Source organism: Paenarthrobacter sp. AR 02, assembly GCF_021538675.1.
GTDB lineage: Bacteria > Actinomycetota > Actinomycetes > Actinomycetales > Micrococcaceae > Arthrobacter.
In genome coordinates this window covers 1,249,957-1,264,713 of the sequence record NZ_JAJUKH010000001.1, presented here as the reverse complement: position 1 = coordinate 1,264,713, position 14,757 = coordinate 1,249,957, and the positions used below count along the sequence as shown (strand labels likewise).

The window sequence follows — 14,757 nt, the reverse complement described above, 5'->3', positions numbered from 1 at the left end:
GATTTCTCCTTTGTTGTTAGACGGTTGCTTCAGCGTGTGCGTGGATCCGGAACTGGTTCTCCAACCGGCCGATTCCATCGATTTCGGTCATCAGGGTGTCGCCGTCCGCCAGGAAGCGCGGCGGGGTCATCCCCATACCCACTCCCCCGGGCGTTCCCGTGAGCACCAGGTCGCCGGGACGCAGGATGGTGAACTGTGAAATGTAGGAGAGCAACTGCGCGGGGCCAAAGACCAGCGTTCTGGTGTTCCCGTCCTGCACCAGTTCCCCGTTGACGTAGCCGCGGACCTGGAAATGCTCTCCGGCTTCGTCCGTGGTGACCATGACCGGACCGACGGGAGTCGTACGGTCCCACGCCTTGCCCTGGAACCACTGCAGCGTCCGGTTCTGCCAGTCGCGCATGGAGACGTCGTTCGCCACCGTATATCCGGCGATGCCCTGCCGGGCTTGGTCCTCATCGGCGTGGAACAGTTCAGAGCCAACGACGACGGCGAGCTCGGCTTCCCAGTCGACGCGGCCGCTGCCTTGGACTTCTACAGCGTCGGTAGCACCCACCAGGGTGTCCGCGTACTTGGCGAACAGGGTGGGGAACTCGGGGAGTTCACGGCCCATCTCCTGGATGTGGTCCCCGTAGTTGAGGCCGCAGCAGATGACTTTGCCGGCGTTGGGCAGCAGCGGTGCGAAGTCAGGGTTGCTGATGGCCTCTCCGTCCGCAGCTTCCACCACGGCCCGCCAGTTGGCCTGGCCCAGGAGTGCGCCCACGTCGCTGGCCGGAAGCGCCAGGTAAGAGTCGGCGCCCGTGGCGAGTGCCGCCGTCGTACCTCCGTTTGCCGTGCGCAAGGTGGCAAGTTTCATTACTGGTTCCCTTCGAGAATTTTCGATGTGTCGACTTTTTTACGATCGTCACATATGCTCAACGTAGCACGGCAGAAATGATCTGCACAGAGGCTTTCCAAAAGTTTTTGCAGTTGCCATAACGAGGAGGAACAGCATGAGCCACCAGACGATCAACCCGGAGTCCCTGCCCAAGCCATCGGGCTTTGCGCACGGCATTCTGGCCGGCAACACCGTCTTCCTGGGTGGGCAAACCGCCCTGGACAAGAACATGAACATCGTTCCCGGCGGCATCGTGGAACAGTTCACGCAGGCATTCACCAACGTGCTGACCACCCTGCGCGAGGCCGGCGGAGAACCCGAAGACCTGGTCAACGTGACCATCTACCTCACGGACGTGGACGACTACATGGCCAACGGCCGCGAAATTGGGCGCATCTGGCGTGAGATGGCGGGATCCCAGTACCCGGCCATGGCCGGCATCGGCGTCACGCGGCTGTGGCAAAAAGAGGCCCTCATTGAAATCCAGGGCATCGCGGTCATTCCGGAGCGCTAAAGCGGGGAGTGCCTAGACGCCGCTCTCAGCGTTGAGGCGGCCTGTCCGGACCGCGCGTTCCAACTCTGCGTGATCCTTCTCGGTCTGGTCGGCGTAGTGCTTGGCCCAACGTGGGATCGCCCTGTCGAACGCCTCGGAACGCCCCAGGTAGCCGGCTATGAACGCGCTGCCCGGAGTCTGGGAATGGGCGCGGGCGAGCACTCCGCCGCAAAGCCGGGCATAGTCGGCCAGCGGACCTGGGCCGAGCTGTTCCACCGCGAACGAGCCCTTCATGTCGCGGAATTGCCGGACAAAGTAGTCACGCAGCTGGCCATCGGATTCAACGGTGTTGCCCACCCAGCCGAGGAACGGATCCGACTGGGCCTGCATGATCCGTTGCCCGGCCACGGCACGATAGCCCTGGCCGTAGTTCGTCAACAACCGGACGACGTCGGAGGTCGGCTGGGCACCGCCATGGCTCTCCAGTACCGACCGTTGCACTTCCTTGGCCTGCAGAAACAAGGGCTCTCCGGACGGGCCGAGCATCAGGACCACCCAACAGCGCGTTCCCACGCTTCCCACTCCGACTACGCGGAGCGCGACGTCCACCAAGCGGTACTGGCTTACCAAGACCGCAGTATCCGCGCGCAACGAACTCCGGTACAGCTCGAAGAGAGCACTCACGCGATCCAAGGTGGCAGCTTCCGGATGGTAGACCAACGGCCACTGGTCCACGATTCTGGGCTCTCCGTTCTGCGTTTCGGCCGTCATCTTAGCCAGGACCTGCTCCGAGGTACGCCGTTTGGCCTTCTTGACGTCCTTTTCCAGTACACGGGCCGAGGCCATGGTCGCCGTCAGCGCATCCGTTTCAACTTGAAAGTAGTATCTTTCGGCGGCCGTCCCTTCGAACAGCCGCCGTATGGCCAGTCGATAGGACCGGGCCGCAGCTTCTGCCGCAGTCCGGCACTGCTCCCCCGAATGCCCGCTGTTACGCCCGCTCAGCCAGATACTCGCGGTGAGCCTCTTGACGTCCCATTCCCATGGCGCCGGGAAGACCTCGTCGAAGTCGTTGAGGTCGAACACCAGCCGGCGCTCAGGAGACGCGTATAAGCCGAAGTTGGCCAAATGGGCGTCGCCGCAAGCCACCACTTGATGCCCGGAAGTCGCCTCCGTGGACAGGTCACTGGCCATCACGGCGGCGGCTCCCCTGAAGAAGGCGAAGGGCGTCTGCAGCATTCGCCCAACCCGAACAGGAACAAGGTGCGGCAAGCGGGAGGCGTGCTGCTCCTCCAGAATGGCCACCGCGTTCCGCTCCGGCGAAGCGAAAATCCCCTGGGCGCGGCGGGGCATGGCTTCCCTGGACGCTTTCCCCTTGGCACGGTCCTGATCCGCGGGGCTCCAGCCACCGGCGACGAGTGGGCTCATGGCATAAGTGTGGCATCCGGGCCTTCAGTGGTGAACCATGTCCCTATGGGAACCGTCACTGAGTACCTGGAGACTGTCAACGCCGACAACCGCGTCATTCTGCAGCGGATCGTCGAGATCGCCCGTGAATTGGCTCCCGACGCCGAAGAAGGAGTCAGCTACGGGATGCCGGCGCTGCTGGTGGACGGCAAGGGCTTCCTCAGTGTCCTCGAAACCAAGAAGCACCTGGCCCTGTACCCGTTCAGTGGGCAGATCCTCCCGGAGATGTCGGAGGAGCTGGGTGGATATTCGTGGTCTCCCGGCACACTGCGGTTTTCCGCGGACAACCCCGTGCCCGACTCTATGATCCGGCGGATCCTGGAAACGCGGTTGGCTGCGATCCGGAAGTAGCTGTGGTGCTGTAAAGAAACTCAGTGCTTCGCGGAGACGTCCTGCGAGATCGCGTTGGCCGCGGCCACGACTTCCTGGCGCACGGATTCAAGGTACTTCTCCGGGTCCGGCCGCGCTGCGACCGCCTGCGCTTGCAATGACACGTTGATGGCCGCGACGTTGTCCCCGTTGTTGTGGTTGAACACGGGCGCCGCGATGGACATCAGCCCGAGTTCGAGCTCCTGATCGAGCAGGCACCAGCCTTGCGTACGGACACGCTCGACGGCGGCCCTCAAGTCGGGCACGCTGGCGACGGTTCGCGGCGTGAGCGGGGTGAGTTCCGCCGTCGAAAGGTAGGCCTCAAGCTTGGCTGGCGGCAATCCGGCGAGCAGGACGCGACCCATGGACGTGGCGTAGGCGGGGAAGCGGGTGCCCACCGTAATCCCGACGTTCATGATCCGGCGCGTAGCAACACGGGCCACGTAGAAGATGTCCGGACCGTCCAGGACCGCGGCCGACGTGGACTCCCCCAGCTTCAGGCTCAGTTCCTCAAGGTGCGGCTGGACGAGTTGCGGCAGCGACAGGGCCGACAGGTACGAGTAGCCCAGCTGGAGCACCTTGGCCGTGAGCGCGAAGGTCTTGCCGTCGGTGCGGACGTAGCCCAGTTCAACCAGGGTGTGCAGGAACCTGCGGGCTGTCGCGCGGGTCAGGTCCGTCCGGGCAGCGACTTCGCTCAGGGTCATCACCGGGTTGTTCGCGTCAAAGGCCCGGATCACGGCGAGCCCGCGGGCCAGTGACTGGACATACTGGTCGCTGGCCTGAGGGGTTACTGCGGAATCGGTCATGGTTACCAATCCTAGGCTGCGTTGCGGGGCCTGCTATGCGGGGTTCACGCGCGAAATACCCCGCAGAGCGGGCCCCACAACGGGAGCGGTTCGACTTGCGGGGCCTGCTCTGCGGGGTTCATGCGCGAAATACCCCGCAGAGCGGGCCTCACAACGGGAGCGGTTCGACTTGTGGGGCCTACTATGCAGCCTTCAGCGGCAGAGGTACGAGCTCCTGGATTTCCTCGAACGTGCAGCCGAAGGTTTCACGGACGGTGACGCCTTCGGGACCAGTGAGGAACACGGCCTTGTCGGTGTACACGCGCGTGACACAGCCAACGCCGGTCAGGGGGTAGGTGCACTGTTCCACGAGCTTGGATACACCTTCGCGGGTCAGCAGGGTCATCATCACGAACACGTCCTTGGCACCGGTGGCCAGGTCCATGGCACCTCCGACGGCGGGAATCGCGTCCGGGGCGCCGGTGTGCCAGTTCGCGAGATCTCCCGTGGCCGAGACCTGGAAAGCGCCGAGGACACAGATGTCCAGGTGACCGCCACGCATGATCGCGAACGAGTCGGCGTGGTGGAAGTAGGACGCGCCAGGGAGCTCAGTGACCGGAATCTTTCCGGCGTTGATCAGGTCGCCGTCGATCTCGTCCCCCTCAGCAGCCGGGCCCATTCCGAGCATCCCATTCTCCGTGTGGAGGGTGATGTTCTGCTCCTCGGTGAGGTAGTTGGACACCAGGGTCGGCTGGCCGATGCCAAGGTTCACGAAGGAACCCGGGGCAATGTCGCGGGCAACCAGCTGGGCGAGTTCGTCGCGTCCCAAGGGCTTCTCGGACGTCTGGATGCTTGTCTGCGTGCCCATGATCAGGCCACCTTTCCATTCAAAGCGGCAGCCGAGTCCACCCGGACCACACTGTTGACGTAAATCCCCGGGGTCACCACGTTCTCCGGATCCAGCGAGCCCGTGGGCACGATCTCCGAAACCTGGACAATCGTGTTCTTCGCTGCGGCGGCCATGATGGGCCCAAAGTTCCGGGCGGTCTTGCGGTACACGAGGTTGCCCTTGCCATCGGCCTTGAGCGCCTTGATCAGGGCGACGTCGGCGTGGATGGGCGTCTCGAACACCTGCCATTTCCCGTCGAGGAACCGGGTTTCTTTGCCCTCGGCCAGCGTGGTGCCGTACCCGGTGGGCGTGAAGAATCCGCCGATACCGGCCCCGGCAGCACGGATGCGTTCGGCCAGGTTGCCCTGCGGGACGAGCTCCAGCTCAATCTCCCCGGCGTGGTATTTCGCGTCGAAGTGCCAGGAATCGGACTGCCGCGGGAACGAGCAAATCATTTTCCGGACCCGCCCTTCCTTGATCAGCAGTGCCAGGCCCTGGTCACCCTGGCCGGCGTTGTTGTTCACCACGGTCAGGTCCTTCGCGCCGCAATCCATGAGCGCATCGATCAGCTCGAACGGCTGCCCGGCATTGCCGAACCCGCCGATCATCACCGTGGAACCGTCCTTGATCCCGGCCACGGCCTCGCCAACAGTGTCAATGAAATTCAACATGGCCCTTAGGCTCCTTCCGAAACACCAGAGGTTACGTTTTCCAGCACGACGGCCAAGCCCTGACCCACACCGATGCAGATCGCCGCGACGCCCCAGCGCTGCCCGGAAGCCTGCAAAGACCGGGCAAGCGTGCCCAGGATCCGGGTACCGGAAGCACCGAGCGGGTGGCCCATGGCGATCGCACCACCATGCCGGTTCACGATTGAGGGGTCGATCCCCCACGCATCCACGCACGCCAGCGATTGCGCGGCAAACGCTTCGTTAAGTTCGACGGCGCCCACTTGGTCCCAGCCGATGCCCGCCTTCGCGAGGGCCTTGTTGGCCGCCTCCACCGGGGCGTACCCGAAGAACTGGGGATCGTTGCCGTGCGCGCCCCGGCCTGCGATGCGGGCCAGCGGCTCCAAGCCAAGGATCGAGGACGCGGCTTCCGAACCGATCCACGCCGCCGAAGCACCGTCGGACAAAGGCGAGGCGTTCCCGGCGGTGACCGTGCCGCCGTCGGGCCCGTCAGACTCAGGCCGGAATACTGTCTTCAAGCCGGCCAGCTTCTCCGCGGAGGAACCTGCGCGGATGCCCTCATCACGCATCAAGTCCGTACCGGGGACCGCGGTCACAAGGTTGTCGTAGAACCCTTCGTTCCACGCAGCATCGGCCAGGTTGTGCGAGTCAGCCGCAAAAGCATCCTGGCGTTCCCGGGTGATCCCGTACTTCTCCCTGAGCCGCTCGGTGGCCTCGCCCAGGGAAATGGTCCAGTCCTTGTTCATGGCAGGGTTCACCAGCCGCCATCCCAGCGTGGTGGACGCCAGGGTCATGTCGCCGGCGGGGTAGGGCTTGGAGGTCTTGGGCAGCACCCACGGCGCGCGGGACATGGATTCGGCGCCGCCCACCAGCATCAGCTCGGCGTCGCCGGCGTTGATCTGCCGGGACGCGATGATTGCAGCGTCCAACGACGAACCACAGAGGCGGTTGACGGTGGTCCCGGGGATCGAGACCGGCAGGCCCGCGAGCAGCGTGGCCATTCGGGCCACGTTGCGGTTTTCCTCGCCGGCACCGTTGGCGTTGCCGAACATCACTTCGTCGATCCGCTCAACATCCAGCCCGGGCGCCCGCTTCACGGACTCGCGGACCACGTGGGCGGCAAGGTCGTCGGGACGGACAGCGGCAAGGCCGGAACCGAACTTACCGAAGGGCGTGCGCACGGCGTCGTACACAAATGCCTGGTTCATGGGTTTCTCTTTCTGCTTGCCCAACTAAAGGGTTAGTTGGGGGTGGGGCTGTCGGCAGAGGAGGCGTCGATCTCGGCGAACACCTTTTGGGCCGTCTTGAACGCTGAATTGGCCGACGGCACACTGCAATAAATCGCCGTCTGCAGCAGGATTTCCTTGATCTCGTCCCTGCTGAGTCCGTTGTTGAGGGCCGCCCGGACATGCATGGCGAGCTCCTCCCAGTGACCGTGCGCCACCAAGGCCGTGAGGGTGACCGCGGAACGCATCTGCCGGCTCAGGCCGGGCCGCGTCCAGATGCCACCCCACGCGATCCTGGTGATCATGTCCTGGTAGTCCTCGGTGAAGGAGTCCTTGTTGGCGTTCGCACGGTCCACGTGCGCATCGCCCAGCACTTCGCGCCGGACAACCATGCCGGCGTCGTAAATGTCCTGGGCGGTGGCATCCGGTTGGACGGCACCGTTCCGCGGTGCGCCGATGCCCTCGGGGTTTACAGAATTCACAGTCCGTTCTCCTTCATGAAGGTCCGCATCAGCCCGGCCACCACGGCCGGTGCCTCAGCCGGAGCCAGGTGCCCCACGCCGTCGAGCGCTTCCGCCACGGCGAAACCGCCACCCGCCCGGATACCGGCGACGGTCTCTTCCGCCATGGACGGCGGCGCCACATTGTCCTCGACGCCGGCGATCGCCTGCGTGGGGACCGTGATGCTCCCGAGCTGCTCGCGGACATCGAAAGCAGCCAGGGCTTCGCAGCAGAATGAGTAGCTGAAGCGGTCGGCATCGCGGAGGGCGTGCAGGAGCCGGCTGCTGATCTCCGGCTGGCGGTCCATGAATCCTGGGCCGAACCAACGCTCAGCAGAACCCTGGATCATCACCGGCGTGCCCAGCTTGCGGACAGTTTCCGCGCGTTCCAGCCACCCCTCGGGCGTGCCGAGCTTGGGTCCGGAGCATTGGACGGACAGGCTGCGGAGCCGGTCGCCGTGCTTGAGGCCGAGCTGCAGCCCGGTGGCCCCGCCCAGGGAGACCCCCGCATAGTGGAACGTGGCTCCAGGGCTCACTGAATCGACAAGATCGACGACGGCGTCCGCGAGTTCCGCGACATCGAAACCTTCGGTGGTGGTCGGCGAGATGCCGTGGCCGGGGAGGTCCCAGCCGATGACGTCGTACTCATCGCCCAGAAGGGCTCCGGTTTCTGTCCAGAGCACGGTGGATGTGCCCAGCGACGGGCCAACCACCAAGAGCGGCTTGGCTCCCAGTTCCCGCTGCGGAGACAGCAGCACTGCCTTGACTGTCGGCTTAGCCACGGGTGGCTCCTTTCGTGGAAGTGTCATCGGAGTAGGCGGCGAGGATCCGGCGGCTGATCTCGCGTGCCTCGCCGAGGTAGCTCGCGGGGTCCAGGAGCGCCTCCAGCTCAGCGTCGGAGAGCTTGTCCGACGGTACGGCCTCACGAAGCAGCTTGCGGTAGGTGTCCGCCTGCTCTGCGGCAGGTACGGCGAGGGTTTCGTCGACGACGGCCTGCAGCTTTTGCTTCCCGTCCTCGCCCAGGAGAGGGGCGACGGCGGCCGCCACACCTTCGCTGAGCAGCAGCGGACCCGAAATCCCCAAGTTCCGGCGCATGGCGTCAGGGAAAACGCGCAGGCCTTCCGTGAGTTCGCGGACGTGGCCGGCCGCACCGGCAGCCAGTGCCAACAACTGGCGCAAGGCCGGCCATTCACTGTGCCAGGCGCCGTCCGGGCGTTCGTCGTTGAAGGTGGCCGCTGCGAGGTGCAGCTGCGAGGCAAGGCCGGGAGCCTGCAACGCCGCACTGCGTACCAGCACTGAAAGCACAGGGTTCTGCTTCTGCGGCATGGCCGAGGAAACGCCGCGCCCGGCAGCCAGAGGTTCGCCGAGTTCGGCTACTTCGGGGCGGCTGAGGAACAACAGGTCCGCGGCGATCTTGCCGAAGGAGTCGATCAGGGCCGCGAGCCCGTCTCCCAACGACGTGACCGACAGGCGGTTCGTGTGCCACGGAGCCGGGGCGGACGTCAGGGCGAGCTTGGCGGCGAGGGCATCGGCAAGAGCGAACGCCGTTGTGCCGGAACCCGCTGTCAGCTTTGCCCCGGAAGCAAGCGTTCCGCCGGCACCGCCGAACTGGACCGGCAACTCCAACGATTCCAGTCGCCGGGAAGCCGCGGCAACCCCCTGGAACCACTGTGCTGCCTTGAGCCCGAACGTGTACGGGAGGGCATGCTGCGTCAGGCTCCTCCCGACGCACAGCGTGTCCGCATGCTGTTCTGCCAAGGTGGCGAGCGCCGTCGTCGTTGCTCTGACATCAGCCAGCACCGCAGAGACGGTGCGGCTGGCGAGGAGCATCAGGGCGGAGTCCAGGACGTCCTGGCTGGTCAGCGAGGTGTGGACGGCTTTGGCGGCGCCACCACCCGTGATGTCCAGGGCTTTGACGCGGGCACGGAGTTCTCCGAGTAATGGAATGACCGGGTTTCCACCACCCTGCGCGCGTTGGGCGATGAGGGCCAGGTCGAAGTGACCGGCGTCGGCGGCTTCGGCCACCACAGCGGCGGACCCTTGCGGGGCCAGCCCGGCGTCCTCGAGGACAGCGGTCCAAGCCGCTTCGACGTCGAGGATTGCCGCGATCACGGCACGGTCACCCGTCAACGCCGTCACAGCGGACGACGCCGAAACGGGGCTGAGGAGGCCGAAGTCGCCGTCGGTCATGGGGTTGCCTGATCCCCGGAAGCCAGATCCAGCGAGCCGTCCTGCTGGAAGTCCAAGAAGACGGTTTCGTCGCCGCCCTGCAGGCGGATGTCCCACGTGAGGCCGCCGTCGGGATCGCGGCGCGCGATCAGCGTCTTGCGGCGTTCGGGATCCAGGGAGCTCAGCAACGGATCGTTGGCCAGCGCTTCCTCATTTTCCGGCAGGTACACGCGGGTGAAGAGGCGGTTCATGAGGCCGCGGGCAAAGACCGCCACGGAGATGAACGGTGCCGCTCCAGCCTTAAGCGGCCCAGGGTTGACCGTGGTGAACGTGTACACGCCGGAGTTGCCCACGGCCCCGCGGCCCCAACCGGTGAAGGTGTAGCCGTCACGAACCAGGGAGCCCGTGCGCTGGACAATGTTGCCCTCGGAGTCGGGCTGCCAGATTTCCAGGATGGCGTCCGGGATGGTGTTCCCCGCGCCGTCATAGACAGTTCCTTGGAGCCGGATGCTGCCCGGGCTGCCCGGTGCCAGGAGTTCGTTGTCCATATTAAAGGGAAGGGCGTAGCCGTAGAACGGGCCTACGGTTTGGCCCGGTGTGGGTGCCAGCTTGCTCATGCGCTTACTCCTCGTCCCCGGCGTCGCCGTATGCTTCGTTTTCCGTCCAGGTCCGCTTGGACCCGGTCAGGATGATGTCCCACTTGTAGCCGAGGGCCCACTCAGGGCTGGTCAGTTCGTGGTCGTACTGGGCCACGAGGCGGTCGCGGGCGTCCTGGTCCACGATCGACTGGTAGATGGGGTCCAATGGGAAGAGCTGGTCACCCGGGAAGTACATCTGGGTGACGATGCGCTGGGTGAACTCCGAGCCGAACATGGAGAAGTGGATGTGGGCCGGGCGCCAGGCGTTCAGGTGGTTCTTCCACGGGTACGCGCCGGGCTTGATGGTGGTGAAGCTGTAGGAACCGTCCGCGCCGGTGATGCAACGCCCGACGCCGGTGAAGTTCGGGTCCAGCGGGGCGGGGTGCTGGTCGCGCTTGTGGATGTAGCGGCCTGAGGCATTGGCCTGCCAGATTTCCACGAGCTGGCCGGCAACCGGGCGTCCGTCGCCATCGAGGACTCGGCCGGCAACGATGATGCGCTCACCCTGGGGTTCACCGTTGTGCTGGATGGTCAGGTCCGATTCCAGCGCGTGAACATCCTGGTGGCCGAACGCCGGCGAGTAGAGCTCGATGGTCTCCGGGTCCGCGTGGTGCAGGCTCTTGGTGGGGTGGCGCAGGATGCTGCTGCGGTACGGCGCGTAGTCCAGCCGCGGCATGGTTTCGGGCCCCTTGCCGTCCTTGACGGCCTGGGCGTAGCGGTTGCCGATGGCCTGGATCTCAGCACTGAGATCTGCCTGGGTTTCCACCTTCTTGGTGTCGTGCGCGGCGTGTGGCTCAGCTGGCGGCACGAGTTCCTCGGTTTCGAGAGCTTGTGCGGTGTGGTCTTGCGGCACAGCCGGCTCCTTTCATTTGTGGTTTCGGTTTAGTCCGGGCGGCTATGCCCGGTGGAGCGAGTCGTATTGGACGGCGTGGCGCACCGGGGCGTTGGGCGCACCGTAGCCGTCGTAGTTGCCGCGCCGCTCCACCATTTCGAAGAACACACTGCCCACGGTGGCGGTGTAGAAGTGGAGGAATTCGCCGCTGGCGTCCCGGTCGTACAGGAGATTCAGCTCCTTGAGGGTGGCCAGGAATCCGGGTTCAAGGTCGAACCGGGCATCCAGGTCCTCGTAGTAATTGGCCGGAATCTGCAGGAACTCCAGCCCCCGATCGCGTGCGGACCGGGCTGTTGCCACGAGGTCGTCCACGGCGAAGGCGATGTGTTCCTGGTACGTTTTGCGTGCTTTTTCGGCCTGCTGCGCCGGCGCGAGGTTCAGCACCAGCCGCACCGCGCCGTTGCTGGTCTGCATGACCTGCGAGCGGACTAGGCCGCTGGGGCTTGGGACTTCCGCGAACGGCTGCGGTTCCAGGGCCAGTGCGCTGGTGTAGAAGAGGACAGCTTCATCGAAGTGCTGCCACGGCTGGGCGAGGTTCACGTGGTCGATGACCGCTGTTTGGCCGGCGCCGGCGTGTTCCAGCCCTTCGCCGAACTCGTGCGTCCACGCGGCGGTCCCGTCCGGGCTGCCCTGGCAGAGGAAGATCTCCGTGGAGTCCGGCGCTGAGATGCCCTGGAACACCTCTTCGTCGGCCTGGACTTTGCGGGCCACCACAGGGGCCTTGAGTTGCTGGGCGCGAGCGGAGGCAATCACTGGAGAGTCGACGTCGAACCCCAAAGCGGCGATAGCCGGTTCCGCGTGGTGCGGTGCTTGTTCGTTGATGATCACGCGGGCCTGGCCCATGGTCCAGAGCTGGACGTCCTTGGTGCGGTGGCGGCCCTCGAACTCGAAGCAGAGCTGGCCCAGGAGCTTCTCGAGCTGCGCGGTGTCGTCAGCCTTGACCTCGGCGAAGTTGAAGCTGGCGGGTTCGTTCACCTTGGGCAGCGTGGCAAGTTCCATGGGATAACGACGGCGGGTGGCGGCTTTGTCTTCCGGTGCCGCTGCTGCTGGGGTGCTGGCGAGCCATTTGGCGCTCTGCTCCTCCAGCCAGATCAGCGAGCGCATGGCATCCACTGCGGTCCGCTCGGTGTCCGACTGGCGGAAGACGTCGTTGAACACTTCCAGGGAAACCGGGCCCGTGTAGCCTGCGCGGACCACGTGGCCCATGAACTTGGCGAGCTCGAACTGTCCCTCCCCGGGGAAAACCCGGTAGTGCCGGCTCCAGGAGAGGACATCCATGGATAACTTGGGGGCATCGGCGACCTGGACGAAGAAGATCTTCTCCGCGTTGATGTCCTCGATCGGGGCGGTGTCCCAGTCGCGGGAGAGGATGTGGAACGAGTCCAGGCAGGTGCCGAGGTTAGGGTGGTCCACCATGTCCACCAGGCGGTATGCGTGCTCGTAGTCGTTGACGTACTTTCCCCAGGCCAGGGCTTCGTAGGCAACCTTCACGCCGTGGTCCCCTGCCAGCGCCGCGAGCTCAGCCAGCTGTTCAGCCCGCAGCTGGTCGTCGTCAATGGTTGCCGTGGCCACGTTGGAGCACACCAGGATGGTGTCCATGCCAAGGCGTTCCATCAAGTTGAACTTTGCCTCTGCACGCTTGAGGTTGGCCTTCAATAGGTCCGGAGTGACGCCGTCGAAATCCCGGAACGGCTGGTAGAGGTCAAGGCCCAAGCCGAGATCGGCGGCCATCTTCCGGACTTCCTCCGGGCTGAGGGATGAGGTGACCAGGTCCTGCTCGAAGATCTCGATGCCGTCAAAGCCCGCAATGGCGCAGGCCTGCATCTTCTCTTTCAGCGTGCCGGACAGGCAGACGGTGGCGATTCCGGTGCGCATCAGTGCGTCGCCTTCGCCAGGGTGCCCTCATTAAGGGTGGCGGCAGTGTCTTCCAAGGCGATCAGCTCCAGGAAGTGGGCCCGCATCCGCTCACGGTCCGCTTCGCGACCGGTGATGAGTTTGAAGGCGTCCGCGGCCTGACCGACCGCCATGCGCCCGCCGTCCAGGACGGCGCAGCCCTTGGCCCGGGCTTCGCGGACCAGTTGCGTTTCGATGGGGCGATAGACGATGTCCGCAACCCAGTGCCGCGGCTCCAGGAGTTCGATGTCCAACGGCAGGCCCGGGTGGGCGGCCATGCCAATGGGCGTGCAGTGAACCAAGCCGTCAGCGCTGGGCATGAGCTGTGGGAGTTCGTCCGGCGTGCGCGGCGTGACGCTCGCCTCCGGAAAGAGCTCGCCGAGTTCCGCTGCGCGCTCAGCCGCCCGCTCAGCGTCCATGTCTACCAGGTCCAGTTCCTTGACGCCTGCCGTAAGCAGTGCGTAGGCGACGGCGGACCCGGCGCCGCCGGCGCCCAATTGCACGACGCGGTTGAGTTTGGCATCCGGGAGTCCGTCGGCGAGCGCCGAGCCGAAGCCGGAGAAGTCCGTGTTGTGTCCGATGAACCGGCCATCCTGAACCAGGACCGTATTGACGGCACCCAGGCGCGCGGCGTCGTCGGAAATTTCGTCGAGGTGCTTCATCACCAGCTGCTTGCAGGGGTGCGTGATGTTCAAGCCGTTGAAGCCCATGCGCTGGGCTGCGGTCAGGAGATCCCCGACGGCGGTGGCCGGCAATGCGAGTTCAAGCAGGTCGACGGGGCGGTACAGCAAGCGAAGGCCCTGCACATCGGCTTCGCGTTCATGCATGGGCGGAGTGAGCGAGGGCATGACGCCTTCGCCTATCAGGCCCACCAGAACGGATTCGGCTCGGTTGCTCATCCTCAAGCTCCTTCTAACTTCAGCACCGCGGACAGGTGGCGTTTTCTGGGCGCCGCATGCCGGGTGTTATTTACGTTACTACAGATGTTCATATTCCGCACGCTTGTTCTTATCGCGAACAAACATTGATTGCGGCTCGCATTGTTGGGCCCGCTCTGCGTGGTATTCCTGGGATTTAGCGCGCAAAGCAGGCCTCACAACGGGGCTAGCGCTGGGGCAGGCGCGCCGCGAGTTCGGCCGCAGCCTCCTGCAACGTGGGGACGTGCGCGATGAGTTCCTCCATGGTGAGCCGGAAGACCGGCACAGCCGTGGCCAGTGACGCGAAAGCGTGGCCCTGGGAATTGAGGACGGGAACGGCGACGGCGCGCATGCCGATCTCGTTTTCCTCGTCCATCACCGCGTAACCCTGGCGGCGCACCTGCTCGATCTCAGCACGGAAGACGTCGCGATCAGTGATGGAGTGCTCCGTGAGGGGATCGAGCGGAAGTTCCTCCAGGAGTCGCTTGCGTTCGATTTCCTCCTCGAAAGCCACAATGGCCTTCCCCACCGAGGTTGTGTGCAGCGCACCCAGATGGCCGGGGTCGCTGGTGACGCGGAACGTCTTGGGTCCGTCCACCTTGTTCACCGTCAGGTGATGGTTTCCATCCCGGACGGACAGGATGGTGGCCTCATGGGTGCGCTCGGTGACCCGCTGGAGAACCGGCAACGCTGTGGCCGCGAAGCCGTGGTGGTTGGAAACGCGCTGACCCAATTGGAATACCCGCAGGCCCAGGTGATACCGCCTCCCATCGGGTTCGTAATCGACGAAACCGTCGCGGGTCAGGGATCCCAGCAGGCGGTAGGTAGTGCTGAACGGGAGGCCCGCACTCCTCGCCAGGTCCGCCGCACTGGCTCCGCGGGGTTCCTCGCCAAGCAATACCAACAGGCTCAGGGCCTTGCCGACCATGTCGGTCTTTGTGTCGTCTTTCACACTCATG

16 protein-coding genes are annotated in these 14,757 nt (G+C 65.0%); 2 read left to right on the top strand and 14 right to left on the bottom strand.

Annotation, left to right across the window (positions count from 1 at the left end):
• Positions 1-16 precede the first annotated feature (16 nt).
• Complete coding sequence (locus LRQ04_RS05930; RefSeq protein WP_235518378.1) at positions 17-853, bottom strand: fumarylacetoacetate hydrolase family protein; 837 nt, start codon at positions 851-853, stop codon at positions 17-19.
• 136 nt (positions 854-989) lie between these two features.
• On the opposite strand from LRQ04_RS05930, the gene LRQ04_RS05925 reads away from it, so the two are divergent.
• Positions 990-1,388, top strand: a complete 399-nt coding sequence (locus LRQ04_RS05925) for a RidA family protein (protein WP_235518376.1) — start codon at positions 990-992, stop codon at positions 1,386-1,388.
• A gap of 12 nt (positions 1,389-1,400) precedes the next feature.
• On the opposite strand, the gene LRQ04_RS05920 is transcribed toward LRQ04_RS05925, so the two are convergent.
• Positions 1,401-2,792, bottom strand: a complete 1,392-nt coding sequence (locus LRQ04_RS05920) for a DUF2252 domain-containing protein (protein ID WP_235518372.1) — start codon at positions 2,790-2,792, stop codon at positions 1,401-1,403.
• A gap of 45 nt (positions 2,793-2,837) precedes the next feature.
• Here LRQ04_RS05920 and LRQ04_RS05915 point away from each other — a divergent pair, with 45 nt between their 5' ends.
• Positions 2,838-3,182 carry an iron chaperone gene (locus tag LRQ04_RS05915; RefSeq protein WP_235518365.1) on the top strand — a complete coding sequence of 115 codons (345 nt, stop codon included), beginning with the start codon at positions 2,838-2,840 and terminating at the stop codon, positions 3,180-3,182.
• Positions 3,183-3,202: 20 nt separating this feature from the next.
• Here LRQ04_RS05915 and LRQ04_RS05910 read toward each other — a convergent pair whose 3' ends face one another.
• The 12 genes from LRQ04_RS05910 to LRQ04_RS05855 form a co-directional block, all read right to left on the bottom strand.
• On the bottom strand, positions 3,203-4,006 hold the full coding sequence (locus tag LRQ04_RS05910; protein WP_235518362.1) for an IclR family transcriptional regulator C-terminal domain-containing protein: 804 nt from the start codon (positions 4,004-4,006) through the stop codon (positions 3,203-3,205).
• Positions 4,007-4,187: 181 nt separating this feature from the next.
• A complete protein-coding gene (locus tag LRQ04_RS05905; RefSeq protein ID WP_235518359.1) occupies positions 4,188-4,853 on the bottom strand; it encodes a 3-oxoacid CoA-transferase subunit B in 666 nt (221 codons plus the stop codon).
• A gap of 2 nt (positions 4,854-4,855) precedes the next feature.
• Positions 4,856-5,545 carry a 3-oxoacid CoA-transferase subunit A gene (locus tag LRQ04_RS05900; RefSeq protein WP_235518349.1) on the bottom strand — a complete coding sequence of 230 codons (690 nt, stop codon included), beginning with the start codon at positions 5,543-5,545 and terminating at the stop codon, positions 4,856-4,858.
• Between the two features lie 5 nt (positions 5,546-5,550).
• Positions 5,551-6,771: a thiolase family protein gene (locus LRQ04_RS05895; RefSeq protein WP_235518347.1), complete on the bottom strand. Its 1,221-nt coding sequence runs from the start codon at positions 6,769-6,771 to the stop codon at positions 5,551-5,553.
• 32 nt (positions 6,772-6,803) lie between these two features.
• Positions 6,804-7,271 carry a 4-carboxymuconolactone decarboxylase gene (gene pcaC / locus LRQ04_RS05890; RefSeq protein ID WP_235518345.1) on the bottom strand — a complete coding sequence of 156 codons (468 nt, stop codon included), beginning with the start codon at positions 7,269-7,271 and terminating at the stop codon, positions 6,804-6,806.
• Positions 7,268-8,071: an alpha/beta fold hydrolase gene (locus LRQ04_RS05885; RefSeq protein WP_235518336.1), complete on the bottom strand. Its 804-nt coding sequence runs from the start codon at positions 8,069-8,071 to the stop codon at positions 7,268-7,270. The genes pcaC and LRQ04_RS05885 overlap by 4 nt, the downstream gene beginning before the upstream one ends.
• On the bottom strand, positions 8,064-9,479 hold the full coding sequence (locus tag LRQ04_RS05880) for a lyase family protein (RefSeq protein ID WP_235518334.1): 1,416 nt from the start codon (positions 9,477-9,479) through the stop codon (positions 8,064-8,066). The genes LRQ04_RS05885 and LRQ04_RS05880 overlap by 8 nt, the downstream gene beginning before the upstream one ends.
• On the bottom strand, positions 9,476-10,075 hold the full coding sequence (pcaG, locus tag LRQ04_RS05875) for a protocatechuate 3,4-dioxygenase subunit alpha (RefSeq protein WP_235518332.1): 600 nt from the start codon (positions 10,073-10,075) through the stop codon (positions 9,476-9,478). The genes LRQ04_RS05880 and pcaG overlap by 4 nt, the downstream gene beginning before the upstream one ends.
• 4 nt (positions 10,076-10,079) lie before the next feature.
• Positions 10,080-10,949 carry a protocatechuate 3,4-dioxygenase subunit beta gene (pcaH, locus tag LRQ04_RS05870; protein ID WP_235518331.1) on the bottom strand — a complete coding sequence of 290 codons (870 nt, stop codon included), beginning with the start codon at positions 10,947-10,949 and terminating at the stop codon, positions 10,080-10,082.
• 42 nt (positions 10,950-10,991) lie between these two features.
• Positions 10,992-12,863: a bifunctional sugar phosphate isomerase/epimerase/4-hydroxyphenylpyruvate dioxygenase family protein gene (locus tag LRQ04_RS05865; RefSeq protein WP_235518328.1), complete on the bottom strand. Its 1,872-nt coding sequence runs from the start codon at positions 12,861-12,863 to the stop codon at positions 10,992-10,994.
• The gene (locus tag LRQ04_RS05860; RefSeq protein WP_235518327.1) at positions 12,863-13,780 is read right to left on the bottom strand and encodes a shikimate dehydrogenase; all 918 of its coding nucleotides are present in this window, start codon (positions 13,778-13,780) and stop codon (positions 12,863-12,865) included. Before LRQ04_RS05860 ends, LRQ04_RS05865 begins: the two co-directional genes overlap by 1 nt.
• A gap of 205 nt (positions 13,781-13,985) precedes the next feature.
• On the bottom strand, positions 13,986-14,756 hold the full coding sequence (locus LRQ04_RS05855; RefSeq protein WP_235518325.1) for an IclR family transcriptional regulator: 771 nt from the start codon (positions 14,754-14,756) through the stop codon (positions 13,986-13,988).
• Position 14,757: the final 1 nt, after the last annotated feature.

Excerpts from the sequence above, each read along its gene's own strand:
- LRQ04_RS05930 (WP_235518378.1), bottom strand. The coding sequence starts at position 853 with ATGAAACTTGCCACCTTGCGCACGGCAAACGGAGGTACGACGGCGGCA.
- LRQ04_RS05925 (WP_235518376.1), top strand. The coding sequence starts at position 990 with ATGAGCCACCAGACGATCAACCCGGAGTCCCTGCCCAAGCCATCGGGC.
- LRQ04_RS05920 (WP_235518372.1), bottom strand. The coding sequence starts at position 2,792 with ATGAGCCCACTCGTCGCCGGTGGCTGGAGCCCCGCGGATCAGGACCGT.
- LRQ04_RS05915 (WP_235518365.1), top strand. The coding sequence starts at position 2,838 with ATGGGAACCGTCACTGAGTACCTGGAGACTGTCAACGCCGACAACCGC.
- LRQ04_RS05910 (WP_235518362.1), bottom strand. The coding sequence starts at position 4,006 with ATGACCGATTCCGCAGTAACCCCTCAGGCCAGCGACCAGTATGTCCAG.
- LRQ04_RS05905 (WP_235518359.1), bottom strand. The coding sequence starts at position 4,853 with ATGGGCACGCAGACAAGCATCCAGACGTCCGAGAAGCCCTTGGGACGC.
- LRQ04_RS05900 (WP_235518349.1), bottom strand. The coding sequence starts at position 5,545 with ATGTTGAATTTCATTGACACTGTTGGCGAGGCCGTGGCCGGGATCAAG.
- LRQ04_RS05895 (WP_235518347.1), bottom strand. The coding sequence starts at position 6,771 with ATGAACCAGGCATTTGTGTACGACGCCGTGCGCACGCCCTTCGGTAAG.
- LRQ04_RS05880 (WP_235518334.1), bottom strand. The coding sequence starts at position 9,479 with ATGACCGACGGCGACTTCGGCCTCCTCAGCCCCGTTTCGGCGTCGTCC.
- pcaG (WP_235518332.1), bottom strand. The coding sequence starts at position 10,075 with ATGAGCAAGCTGGCACCCACACCGGGCCAAACCGTAGGCCCGTTCTAC.
- LRQ04_RS05865 (WP_235518328.1), bottom strand. The coding sequence starts at position 12,863 with ATGCGCACCGGAATCGCCACCGTCTGCCTGTCCGGCACGCTGAAAGAG.
- LRQ04_RS05860 (WP_235518327.1), bottom strand. The coding sequence starts at position 13,780 with ATGAGCAACCGAGCCGAATCCGTTCTGGTGGGCCTGATAGGCGAAGGC.
- LRQ04_RS05855 (WP_235518325.1), bottom strand. The coding sequence starts at position 14,756 with ATGAGTGTGAAAGACGACACAAAGACCGACATGGTCGGCAAGGCCCTG.